This window comes from Actinopolymorpha sp. B11F2 (genome assembly GCF_040195635.1).
GTDB lineage: Bacteria > Actinomycetota > Actinomycetes > Propionibacteriales > Actinopolymorphaceae > Thermasporomyces.
The window spans coordinates 1-11,653 of record NZ_JBEFTX010000007.1; the positions used below are offsets into that span (position 1 = coordinate 1).

The following is an 11,653-nucleotide window of genomic DNA, read 5'->3' on the forward strand; positions in this document are numbered from 1 at the left end:
CGGAAGTTAAGCCCTCCAGCGCCGATGGTACTGCAGGGGCCACCCTGTGGGAGAGTAGGACACCGCCGGACACCACACACAAGAAGAGGGCCACCCACCAGGGCGGCCCTCTTCTTGCGTCCTGAGGTATGTACGGTGTTCGGCAGTGTCGCAGGCTTGGAGGAACGAACGGAATGGGTGAGCGGTCGCGACGCGATGGCAGCGGCGATGATGGCCGTGACGATCGACAGCGCAAGCGGCCGGACCGGAAGCGCGGTAAACCGGAGGATCGCCGCTCTGCGAAGGGACGGCCGTCCAAGGACAGCCGGTCTTCCGACCGGGGGCACCCTAGGCGGCCGTCGGGCTCCGGGCGTACAGAGCGGACAGATAAGCCCGCTGAGGGCGGCGGGGCGGCTCCGCGGCGGGCCCGGGAAGGCTGGGGTCGGTCGAGGACTGGCGAACCTTCGGGTCGCTCATCCCGGTCCGGTGACGATCGCCGCGGGCAGGGTCGTTCGCAGGGAAGTCCGGGTCGTTCGCAGGGAGCGCCGGAGCGTTCCGGCGGCGGGACCATGCGGGGTTCTCGGGCGGGAAAGCCGGGCGGAGATCGCCGAGAGCAACGGTCGGGCAAGGCGGGCGGCCCCAGCAAACGGCCAGCAGAGCGGCGAACCGGGCGAACGGGGGGTGGCGCACCTGCACGGCCAGCTCCCGATCCTGGTCCGACGGTGCCGGATGGCATCACCGGTCTGGAGCTTGACTCCGCGGTACGCAGCGAGCTAGGCACCCTGACCCGACCAGCTGCGGAACGGGTCGCACGGCACCTCGTCGCCGCGGGCCAACTGCTTGATGACGACCCTGAAACCGCTCTGGCGCATGCGATGGCCGCTCGGCGGGAGGGCTACCGACTGGGCGTCGTTCGAGAGGCCTGTGGGTATGCCGCCTACGCGGCTGGACACTTCGAGCAAGCGCTGGCCGAGCTACGAGCGGCACGCCGGATGACGGGGAGCGAGCACTACGCGCCCGTCATGGCGGACAGCGAACGCGGACTGGGCCGGCCCGAACGCGCCTTGGAGCTTGCCGCAAGTGTCGAGCGGGCCTGCCTCGATCACGCGACGAGAGTCGAGCTTCTGATCGTGGAGGCAGGGGCGCGACGCGATCTCGGCCAGCCAGGTGCCGCCTTGGGTCTGCTCGACGTACCGGATCTGCACAGCCAGGCGATCGGCACCTCTGTAGCGAGGCTTCGTTATGCGTATGCGGATGTCCTGCAGGAACTGGACCGCCGCGAGGAGGCCGCCGAGTGGTTCGCGCGAGCTGCGGCCGCAGACGTCGACACCGAGACCGACGCTGACGAACGTCGAACGGCGCTCCAGTAGCGGGTGCACTCGTTGCGCTACCCGTGGGACGGAGTGCACTTTCTGTCCACAGCAACAGAATCGGCGAGGTTCTCCACAGGCGGCCTGAGAGTTCCGGGATCCTTGCCACGTAGGTACGAGAGTGGGATCACCTTGAATTCTTGACGGAGGTGAGCCCATTGACGCTGGAAGATCGGTCACTCACTGCGCACCGTAACGAGGTGCTCCTGGTGGGCAGGGTGTCCATGTGCGCCACCCGGCGTGAACTTCCCACTGGGGACATCGTGAGCGGCGTACGCATCGTTGTGGAGCGTGATCCGGAATCGCTGCACGGCCGCACTGCGAGGATCGACGCCATCGACTGTGTGGCGTGGTCCGAGCAGTGGCATGACGAGATGCGACGGTGGGAGCTCGGCGATGTCGTCGAGGTCGTCGGCGCGTTGCGGCGCCGGTTCCGGCGGACGGAGGCTGGGACCGTCAGTCGTTACGAGGTGGAGGTCCAGCGTGCACGGCTGATCTGCGCGACGGCCGACGGTGCGCGACCACCTGCCGAAAGCCGCAATGTCGATGGTCAGGACGGTGGTGCGCGCCAGGTCGTCTAACCCTCATCGAAACTCCGCATGACGAAGCCGGTCCGTGGCTTCGGCCCGAACGACGTCGACTTTCGCGGCATGCGCCCGCCGTGGCGGGCGACCTGCTGGACCCGGGTGAGATCCACGGGATTGAGCAAGACCGCCACCGTGTCCTCGTCAGCTCGGGCCGCCTGAATCGCGGAACCGGCGTCGTGCACGTATCTGATCCGGTCCTCCGGAATGCGCAGGAGGTGGCCGAGGATGAGTTCGTGCAGGATCTCGGTGTCGAGCGCCGGAGGGGTAGCTGACGTGGGCTCGCTGCGGAGGGGAACACGCAGGAGCATCCAGGCGCTCCCGTCGGTCAGCAGGAATCCGTGTGCCGCGGCCCGGCAGCCTGCGAGCGCCTCCCGAGCTGCCGAGCTGTCGCCGCCGTACGCGAGGACCTCAACCTGAGGTGCCACGCGGTCGGCCACCTCCTGCATAGTGAGTCCGGTGACCAGACGGTGGATGGCGCGAAGTTCGAGCGGATGCGTGCGGTGGTCGACCAGGAGTGCCAGGCCGTTGTCCCATGGCCCTTCACCTGCGCCGCCGGCGTGGCGTTCGGCCTGGAGACGTAGGTAGGCGGCGTACCTGTGATGGCCGTCGGCGATCAGCGCCTGCCGCGGAGCGAGGTCGGCCGCGATCGCGGCGAGGTGGGCGGGGTCGTCCAGCCGCCAGATCCGATGGCCGGTGCCATCCGGGGCCAGGGCATCGACCAACGGCTCTGCCGTCGTGGCGGCGTCGACGAGTGCCGACGCCTGACCGTCCCCGTCGTACGCGAGGAGGATTGGCTCGAAGTTCGCCGCACAGACGCGCATCAGAGCGAGCCGGTCGCCGACAGGTCCGGGGAGCACATCCTCGTGAGGAAGGATCACCTGCTCGTCATAGGCCCGCAGGGCAACGGCGCCGAGCAGGCCGCGCAGGACGACTCGTCGCTGCGTTCGGTCCGATGGGGAACGCCGGCGCGAAGTGGCCTCCTGCACATGGGCCGAGGGCTCCTGGAGAGGAACCGTGAGATCGAGATCCTGTTCGTAGACATACAGCGCCGGTGTGTCGTCAGGGACCACCACTCCCTCGCGGCGCCACTGGATGAAGAGGTCACGCGCATGGTCGTAGCGACCCTCGTCGGCCCGTACGTCCGGAAAGGCCTGGTTTCGGGGAGTCGCGGCGGGCCGCTGGGCGGCGCCGACATCGGTCGGCGCGCCGCTGTGCGCAGGGTGTTTGCTGGGGCGTGGAAGGATGATTCGGACGATGTTGTAGGGCTCTGCCGCCTCGAGGGCGGCGATCGCGTCGTCGTCGAGAGTGTCGTACGGCGGTGAGGTGACCGACGCGAGGTCCGACACAAGAGCAGGCGAGTATCGCAGGCCGCGGAAGGCTTTGAGCACGAGCGGGCGGCGTCCGGGGGCGGCATCAGTCACGCTGGGCATGGTAGGAGGCCGAGCCCTGTTCGCGTACCCGATGGGGATACGCGCGGAGCGGCCGTCGGCCGGCTGCCTTAGGTGCACGCGGCAGGAGAAGCCGTGGATGGGGAGGACATTGTGGATGACAGCGACACGACGTCGGGTCACGTCGAGAGTCCGGCGGGCCGGCCGACTGGTGGCGTCTACGACTGGTATCGCCGGGGCCTCGACCTGCTCGGATCCGGAGATGTGGCTGCCGCGGCACAGATTCTGTCCCATGCGCATGAGGCCGAACCCACCTCGAAGTCCATTCGCGAGGCTCTGGCACGGGCCCAGTTCAACTCCCGGCGCTACTCGGACTCGGCCGAGATGTTCGCCGCGCTCGTCGAGCAGGATCCTTCCGATGACTACGCACAGTTCGGGCTGGGACTCGCGCTCAGCCGACTCGGCGATCACCATGCGGCCGCGCCTCACCTCGCGATGGCCGCGGCGATGCAACCAAGTGCTCGGCACTACGCCCAGGCACTCCGCCAGGTGCGGGCGACGTTGCAGGCCCGTGGAGGTCAGGCGTGAGCAGGTCGGCATCGAGTTCCGCTCCGCCCCCGCTGTCCGCGGCAGGTGAGGCGCTGGTTCAGGGTCATGACGTAGGTCTGTTTGATCTCGACGGCGTCGTCTACGTCGGTGACGAGCCGGTGGCGGGGGCGCCGGAGGCACTGGGCAGGGTCCGTAAGCTCGGCATGAAGGTCAGATTCGTCACGAACAACGCATCCCGTACGCCTGATGCCGTGAGCGAACATCTCCAGCGGGTGGGGGTTCCCGCCACCGCGGCCGACGTCGTGACGTCAGCACAAGCCGCGGCTCACCTGGTCGCCGACCGGGTACCCGCCGGTTCGCGGGTCCTCGTCGTCGGTGGAGAGGGTCTGTCAGTCGCGTTGTCCGAGCGTGGCCTTGTTCCGGTGTTCTCCGCCACGGACGCTCCGGCCGCGGTCGTGCAGGGCTTCCACCCAGATGTCGGATGGCGCCAGCTCGCGGAAGGGGCCTACGCCCTCGCATCCGATCTGCCCTGGATCGCCTCGAACGTCGACCGCACGCTCCCGACCGACGATGGTCTCGCCCCCGGCAATGGGGCATTGGTCGAGGTGATCCGGATAGCGACCGGCAGGAGTCCCGTCGTCGCCGGCAAGCCGGAGCCGCCGCTGTTCCTCGAGGCGGTCGTGAGTTCCGGCGCTGACCGGCCGCTTGTCATCGGTGACCGGCTCGACACCGACATCGAAGGGGCGCATAAAGCCGGGCTGCCCAGCCTGCTGGTGCTCACCGGCGTGACCAGCTTGGTGGACTTGGAGACGGCACCGCCGCATCGGCGGCCGACCTACATCTCCCGGGATCTCGATGGCATGTTCGTCCCACACCCGTCTCCCGTGGTCGGACCTGATGGGACGACCTGCGGGGGCTGGCGGGTCGAACTCGTGCGTCAAGGTGCTGACACCCTCCACCCGCGGCTCACCGGCGACGGCGATCCCCTCGACGCCGCGCGCGCGGTCCTGGCGGCCGTGTGGGCCAGCGGCGATCCGGCGCGGGTCGACGCGGCCGAGGTCCTCGAAGGTCTGGAAAAGGACGCGAAGCGATGAGTTAGTGTCCGTGGCGTGGGCTCGCCGTCGATGCATGGTCGCCTGTGAGGGGCGCCACCCATCAGCCCGTCAGAGAGACGGGAGCCCCAGGGTGGGCACGCAGGTCAACACTCGTACGCAGATCGAAGGGGAGAAGCGGGCCAGGTGGAACACCAGGAGTTCGGCCAGGTAGGACCAGAGACCGATGCGGAAGTCGAGCGGTTTGGCGCACTCGCTGACCCGAGCGACGATTCGTTCAGCGTGGAGAGTGGTCGCGCGGTCGTGGAGTCGGTGGTCGACCATCCGGCGGAGAGCGAGGAACGCGCGGCTGAACACGGCGCTGAACCTGAACACGGCGCTGAACCTCAAGCCGCGGCGCACGGTGACGACGAGACCTTTCCTGGCTACATGCCGACCGGCAGGGACGACGTCGACGCCGTCCTCGACCGGCTCAGTGAACTCGACGGCCTGCCACCGGGCGAGCACGTCCACATCTACGAAGACGCGCACCGCAGGCTGCACGAGACCCTCGTGGCGGCCGGAGAAGGTCATGAGGATCCGGCCGGAACCTCCTGACCCACCCGCCGGCGACCCGCGCGACATCACCGTCGACGAGACAGTCGGATGCGGCACCGTCGTACGCACGAAGGGACCACGACCGTGAGCGGAGGCAACCCCCGCCGCGTGCTGCTCGTCGCTCACACCGGACGCCCGGAGGCGATCGAGGTTGCACGGGATGCCGCCGGCCGCCTGCGCCGGGCGGGGATCGAGGTGCGGGTCCTGGCGCCGGATGCCGCCGACCTCGGGATTCCGGACGCGGAGGTCACCGACGTCTCGGCCGATGCCGCCGAGGGTTGCGAGATCGTGATGGTGCTCGGCGGCGACGGAACGATCCTGCGCGGGGCCGAGGTCGCCCGGGCCTCCCGTACCCCTGTGTTGGGCGTCAACCTCGGCCACGTGGGGTTCCTGGCCGAGTCCGAGCGTGACGACCTCGACGTCACCATCGACCACGTGGTCCATCGAAGGTACGCCGTGGAAGAACGGATGACCCTGGACGTGACGGTGACCCAGGACGGCATCGTCATCGCCCAGGACTGGGCGCTCAACGACGCCAGCGTGGAGAAGTCGGCGCGAGAACGGATGCTCGAACTCGTCGTCGAGGTCGACGGGCGTCCGCTGTCGCGTTGGGGCGGCGACGGCATCGTCGCGGCGACGCCGACCGGTTCCACCGCCTATGCGTTCTCGGCGGGTGGGCCGATCGTGTGGCCTGAGGTGGAAGCGCTGCTGGTGGTCCCCCTGAGTGCGCATGCCCTGTTCGCGAGGCCGCTCGTGGTGTCGCCACGCTCGGTGATCGCGGTGGAGTTGCTCCCACGCAACACCGTGCCGGCGGTGCTGTGGTGTGACGGCAGGCGTACGGAGGAGATCCGCCCTGGTGCGCGGATCGAGGTACGCCGGGGTGAGCACTCCGTTCGACTGGCCAGGCTCCATCACGGCCCGTTCACCGACCGGTTGGTCGCGAAGTTCGACCTACCGGTGCACGGATGGCGAGGACGGAGCTGGCGAACCCATCCCGACGAGGAAGTGGCGAGAACCCGCACCGCGAAGCAGGACAGCCATGACGTCGGTCCCACGGCGTAGAGTGCCGACGATGCTGGAGGAGATCCGGATACAGGGACTCGGCGTCATCGAAGACGCCGAGCTCGAACTCGACGCCGGGTTCACCGTCGTCACCGGCGAGACCGGCGCCGGCAAGACGATGGTTGTCAGTGGCTTGTCCCTGCTGCTCGGCGGGCGGGCGGACGCCGGCCTGGTTCGCCCCGGTGGAAAGCGCGCCGTCGTCGAGGGACGAGTCCGATGTCCCGGCGGGTCCGCGGTGGCGCAACGTGCGACCGACGCCGGCGCCGAGCTCGACGACGACACTCTCATCATCATGCGGACCGTCTCCCGTGACGGCCGCTCCCGTGCCTATGCCGGCGGTGCCGGGGTCCCGGCCGGACTGCTGGCCGAACTCGCCGAAGATCTCGTGGCATTACATGGTCAGTCCGACCAGATGCGCCTGCTGCGGCCGGCCCGGCAGCGGGAGATCCTCGACCGCTACGCCGGTTCTGATGTCGAGAAGCCGCTTGCGGTCTATCGCGAGCGCTACCAACGCTTGGCAGCCGTGTCGGCCGAGCTCGACGACCTCGTGAAACGGGCGCGCGATCGGGCGCAGGAGGCCGACCGTCTGCGCTTCGGGCTCGAGGAGGTCGAGGCCGCCGATCCGCAGCCGGGCGAGGACGAGGCGTTGGCTGCCGAGGAGAGTCGGCTCGCGCACGCCGACGCGCTCCGCGGCGCGGCCGAGGAAGCCCACACCGCGCTGGTCGGTGGTGACGATCCGGCCGCCGAACCGGTCGACGCGTCATCGCAGATCGCACGAGCCCGCAAGGTGCTCGACGGCGCCGGCGTGCACGATCCCGACCTCGCTGCCGTGTCGACCCGACTCGCCGAGGCGGTCGCCCTCGTGGTCGACGCCGGGGCCGATCTCGCTTCGTACGCCACGAGCATCGACACCGACCCGGCCCGCCTCCAGGCAGTCAGCGAACGACGGGCGGCGCTGATCGCGCTGACCCGCAAGTACGGCGATACGGTCGATGACGTCCTCGACTGGGCCCGCACCGCCGCCGAACGACTCGCCGAGCTCGACGGGTCCGACGACCGGATCGACGCGCTCCGGCAGGAGCGGGACCAGCTGCTCGGAGAGTTGGCCGACCTGGCTGGGAGGATCAGCGCGGCGCGCATGGCAGCCGGCGAGCGCCTCGGCACTGCCGTGACGGCTGAGCTCAGCGCCTTGGCGATGCCACACGCCGTGGTCACCGCCGAGGTCACCCAGACCGAGATCGCCGAAGTCGACTCCAGCGAATCAGACCGGCCCGGTTCGGGGCGACCGGGTCTGGTGGTGGAAGGACGGCACGTCGCCTACGGCCCGCACGGTGTCGACGATGTGGAGCTCCGGCTGAGCCCTCACCCTGGTGCGCCAGCCCGTCCTGTCCAGCGTGGCGCGTCGGGCGGCGAGCTCTCGCGGGTGATGCTGGCCGTCGAGGTGGTGTTCGCCGGAGTCGGAGGCGTACCGACGTTCGTCTTCGACGAGGTGGACGCCGGCGTCGGCGGTCGGGCCGCAGTGGAGATCGGCCGCCGCCTGGCGATGCTCGCCCGCACCTCCCAGGTCATCGTGGTGACGCACCTTCCGCAGGTGGCAGCATTCGCGGACCGGCACTATGTCGTACGCAAAGCCAGCGACGGATCGGTCACCCGCAGCGGACTCACCGACCTCGACGCATCGGGTCGGGTCGAGGAGCTGGCCAGGATGTTGGCAGGCCTGGACGACTCCGCGAGCGCCCGCGCCCATGCCGAAGAACTTCTCGCCACGGCGGCGGCCGATCGGGCGGCGGCCGCCTCGAGCTGAGGCGGGTGTCCCGGTGTGTCCCGGAGCGAGGTGGAACTGCGGGTGGACCTGCCGGTGGTGGCTGCGGTGATGTAGTTCGGCGCCGAGCTGCCGACTCCCGGTTGGCCAACCGATACGGCTGGTTGGCCAACCGGCACGCGAGCGAGTCCACAGAAGATGAGACTTTGCGTAGTAATGCAGACACAAAGAGCGATCGGGTGGCAACATCTCGACGCCATGAGACTCCCCACTTTGCGTCGCACCCGACCTGTTCGACTCCCTGGTGTCAGTGGCCCAGCCAGGCTCGACAGTCGCGTCGACCAGCTCCTTAAACGGCTCAGGCCCGGCGACGTCGCCGTGCTCCGTCATGTCGACCTCGACCGGGTGGCCGCTGAGGCCATGGTCGCCGCTGGTGTAGCCGCGGTGGTCAACGCCGCCCCGTCGATCAGCGGTCGCTATCCCAATCTCGGCCCCGGTGTCCTCGTCGCGGCCGGGATTCCACTCGTCGACGGCGCCGGCATGGGCGTGTTCGGCCGGGTCTCCGACGGGGACATGGTGCGCCTGGACGGTCCGGCCCTGTTCCACGGCGACCTGCAGGTCGCGTTCGGCGTCGAGCAGACCGCCAGCTCGATCGAGAAGGCGACTGCCGCCGCACGGACCGGTCTGGTCGCCCAGCTCGAGGCGTTCACCGCGGACACGATCGAACACCTGCGGCGAAACCACGACCTGCTGCTCGAGAGCGTCGGGGTCCCCGACATCGACACCCGGCTGGCGGGCAGGCATGTCCTCATCGCCGTCCGTGGTGCTGAGATCAGCGAGGACCTCGCCAGACTGCGGGCGTACATCCGCGAGTACCGGCCAGTCCTCATCGGCGTGGACGGTGGCGCGGACTCGCTGCTGGCGGCAGGGCACACGCCAGACATCATCGTCGGCGACATGGAGTTGGTACCCGACGGTGCTCTGCGGTGCGGGGCTGAGCTCGTGGTGCAGGGCGACCGTGACGGCAGTACCGCTGGTACCGACCGGCTGGAACGCATCGGCCTGGACTCGCGCGTATTCGACGCCCCTGGAGCGAGCGAGGACCTCGCGGTGTTGCTGGCCGACGCCAAGGGCGCCCGCCTCATCGTCGTCGCTGGCACGAGTGCGTCACTGCTCGACCTGCTCGATCGCGGTCGTTCGGGTGCGCCCAGCACTTTGCTCACCAGACTTCGGGCCGGCGCGAAACTCGTCGACGCCAAGGCCGCCGGCGAGCTGTGTCAGAGCCGCGTCCAGACCTGGCACATCGTCCTTCTCGTGATCGCCGGATTGCTCGCCCTGCTGGTGGCGTTGGCGGCGACACCCATGGCCCAGGACTGGCTCGCTTCCGGCTGGGCATGGTCGACCGCAGGCTGGGAACGGATGCGCGGGTGATCGACTTCCGCTACTTCCTGGTGTCGATGACCGGGGTGTTTCTCGCCCTCGCGGTCGGCGTCGCCCTGGGTGCGGGACCGTTTCGGGGTGACCTTGACCAGGAGTTGCGTTCGGACCTGCGCCAGGTGGGCCGCGAGAAGGACGACCTCCGCGGGAGGATCAGCCAGCTCCAACAGGTCGACAGGTACCGCGACACCTTCGCCAAGGACCTGGCCCCGAACCTGGTGCGCGGGCAGCTCACCGGGCAGGACGTCGTGCTCGTCGCGTTGCCGGGCGCGGACACCGCGGTGGTGAAGGATGTCGAGGGCATCGTGGCCGCGGCCGGTGGCGGCGTGACCGGCACTGTGCAGGTGCGGCCGAAGTGGGCGGATCCGAGCGAGCGACAGTTCCTCGAGGACCTCGCGGGCCGCCTTGCCACCGGTCGGGTGGCGCCGGCGACCGCCGCCGGTTCGGCGTACGAACAGGCAGGCAGCGTGCTCGCACGGGCCCTGGTCACCGACGACGACGGAGCCCCCGGCCGCGGAGATGCCGCCACCGCGACGGTCGTAGGTGCGTTCGGGGAGGGTGGGCTCGTCGATGCCCCGGCGAGCCTGGCGCGGGCGAGCTTCGCCGTCGTCGTCGCCCCGCCAGCGACCGCCGGTGCCAGCCCTAGGGTGCGCGACGCCGTGGTGAACGAGGCGGCAATGGCCGATACGCCGGCGAATGCGGCTTGGGTCGCGCTGGCCCGCTCGCTCGACGACGCCGGTCAGGGGGTGGTGATGGCCGGTGAGACGTCGGCCGCCGAAGGCGAGCAGGGCGTGCTCGCCAGCCTTCGCGAGGACAGCCGCGCCAGTGCTGATGTGTCGTCGGTCGATGTGGCCGATCTCCCGAGCGGCCAGGTCGCGATCGTGTGGGCGCTGGTCGAGCAACGGCGGGGCGGTGCCGGCCACTACGGAGCGGTCGGAACGACCGACGGCGCGCTCCCGAAGGCGCCCGAGGGCTCTGGTGCCTGAGCTGGCCATGAGCGTCGTTACCCCAGCTCGTGGCCGGTAGGACGGTCGTTGTTGGCCTTCCGGAGGGCTCGCCCGTCTTCCGGCGTTCGCCGCAAACACCCACAATGTCGGTGTTCGGCGGCTGATCAGCTCCGTTGCTTCGTCGTGCTTCGGGAGAGGAACGGTCCGGGAGGCCCGCATGGATGTTCGCCGTTTCGCCCCGACCCGCCGGTCCCGTGCCCTCGCACGGCTGGGTCTCGGCATGGTGTCTACCTTCGTCCTGCTCGTCGCGTTCGCCGTCCCTGCCGGGGCGGTGCCGCAGGAGGTGCGCCTCGGGGTGCTCGCCAGTTGGACCCAACCGACGGCGGACAGCCGCCTGAGCTGGTCGGTGGCGAACGCCGATCAGGGTGCCTGGGTCGAGTACGCCTTCGACTGGTCGACCGACCTGTGCACGTTCAGCCCGGACAACCCGTTCGGTTTCGGCTTCGAGTCGTCGTGTGCTCGCCATGACTTCGGCTACCGCAACTTCAGGCTCGAGGGGATCTTCGCCGAGAACAAGGACCGGGTGGACGAGGCGTTCTATGCCGATATGTCTGCGGTCTGCGCGGGCGAGTCATGGTGGGCACAGCCTGCCTGTTACAGCCTGGCATGGACCTACTACCAGGCGGTACGGGAGTTCGGTTCCCTCGACGCGGTGAAGCAGAGTGACCTCGACCGGGCGCGGGCGATGCTCGCCAAGGGCCGGGCGATGGCGGCGGCCGCGGGGTAGCGCGGCGGGGAGGGGCCCATACGGTCGGACTGTGGGCTCGATGTGGTAGCCGCCCGGCGTGGTGTGTCGTCTCCTGGACGGTCGTTGATAGGCTGAAAGCCCGTGGAGCTAGTCGGATTCCGCCCGGGTCTCCGGC

Annotated in this window: 12 protein-coding genes and 1 rRNA gene; 11 read left to right on the plus strand and 2 right to left on the minus strand. The window is 69.4% G+C overall.

Going from position 1 to position 11,653, the window contains the following annotated elements; translation table 11 throughout:
- From rrf to ABN034_RS14440, 3 genes are all read left to right on the plus strand, one after another.
- A 5S ribosomal RNA gene (rrf, locus tag ABN034_RS34410) occupies positions 1–71 on the plus strand; the annotation flags it as partial.
- 630 nt (positions 72–701) lie between these two features.
- On the plus strand, positions 702–1,349 hold the full coding sequence (locus ABN034_RS14435) for a hypothetical protein (RefSeq protein WP_349691518.1): 648 nt from the start codon (positions 702–704) through the stop codon (positions 1,347–1,349).
- A 200-nt stretch (positions 1,350–1,549) separates the two neighbouring features.
- Complete coding sequence (locus ABN034_RS14440; protein ID WP_349691786.1) at positions 1,550–1,930, plus strand: single-stranded DNA-binding protein; 381 nt, start codon at positions 1,550–1,552, stop codon at positions 1,928–1,930.
- On the opposite strand, the gene ABN034_RS14445 is transcribed toward ABN034_RS14440, so the two are convergent.
- The gene (locus tag ABN034_RS14445) at positions 1,927–3,357 is read right to left on the minus strand and encodes a DUF1015 family protein (RefSeq protein WP_349691519.1); all 1,431 of its coding nucleotides are present in this window, start codon (positions 3,355–3,357) and stop codon (positions 1,927–1,929) included. The two genes, ABN034_RS14440 and ABN034_RS14445, sit on opposite strands and share 4 nt — an antisense overlap.
- Positions 3,358–3,477: 120 nt before the next feature.
- Here ABN034_RS14445 and ABN034_RS14450 point away from each other — a divergent pair, with 120 nt between their 5' ends.
- Positions 3,478–3,912, plus strand: coding sequence for a tetratricopeptide repeat protein (locus tag ABN034_RS14450; protein WP_349691520.1), 435 nt, complete (start codon positions 3,478–3,480; stop codon positions 3,910–3,912).
- Complete coding sequence (locus ABN034_RS14455; RefSeq protein WP_349691521.1) at positions 3,909–4,967, plus strand: HAD-IIA family hydrolase; 1,059 nt, start codon at positions 3,909–3,911, stop codon at positions 4,965–4,967. Before ABN034_RS14450 ends, ABN034_RS14455 begins: the two co-directional genes overlap by 4 nt.
- A 69-nt stretch (positions 4,968–5,036) precedes the next feature.
- Here ABN034_RS14455 and ABN034_RS14460 read toward each other — a convergent pair whose 3' ends face one another.
- On the minus strand, positions 5,037–5,300 hold the full coding sequence (locus ABN034_RS14460) for a hypothetical protein (protein ID WP_349691522.1): 264 nt from the start codon (positions 5,298–5,300) through the stop codon (positions 5,037–5,039).
- 54 nt (positions 5,301–5,354) lie between these two features.
- Between ABN034_RS14460 and ABN034_RS14465 the strand changes: the two genes are divergently transcribed.
- The 6 genes from ABN034_RS14465 to ABN034_RS14490 all read left to right on the plus strand — a co-directional run bounded on the left by ABN034_RS14465 (position 5,355) and on the right by ABN034_RS14490 (position 11,517).
- Entirely contained in the window at positions 5,355–5,522 is a 168-nt protein-coding gene (locus ABN034_RS14465) for a hypothetical protein (RefSeq protein ID WP_349691523.1), read from the plus strand.
- A 48-nt stretch (positions 5,523–5,570) separates the two neighbouring features.
- Positions 5,571–6,584, plus strand: a complete 1,014-nt coding sequence (locus tag ABN034_RS14470; protein ID WP_349691524.1) for an NAD kinase — start codon at positions 5,571–5,573, stop codon at positions 6,582–6,584.
- A gap of 10 nt (positions 6,585–6,594) precedes the next feature.
- Positions 6,595–8,388 carry a DNA repair protein RecN gene (recN, locus tag ABN034_RS14475; protein ID WP_349691525.1) on the plus strand — a complete coding sequence of 598 codons (1,794 nt, stop codon included), beginning with the start codon at positions 6,595–6,597 and terminating at the stop codon, positions 8,386–8,388.
- A 216-nt stretch (positions 8,389–8,604) separates the two neighbouring features.
- Entirely contained in the window at positions 8,605–9,777 is a 1,173-nt protein-coding gene (gene steA / locus ABN034_RS14480) for a putative cytokinetic ring protein SteA (protein ID WP_349691526.1), read from the plus strand.
- A complete protein-coding gene (locus tag ABN034_RS14485) occupies positions 9,774–10,769 on the plus strand; it encodes a copper transporter (RefSeq protein WP_349691527.1) in 996 nt (331 codons plus the stop codon). Before steA ends, ABN034_RS14485 begins: the two co-directional genes overlap by 4 nt.
- A gap of 178 nt (positions 10,770–10,947) precedes the next feature.
- Positions 10,948–11,517: a phospholipase gene (locus ABN034_RS14490; protein ID WP_349691528.1), complete on the plus strand. Its 570-nt coding sequence runs from the start codon at positions 10,948–10,950 to the stop codon at positions 11,515–11,517.
- Positions 11,518–11,653: the final 136 nt, after the last annotated feature.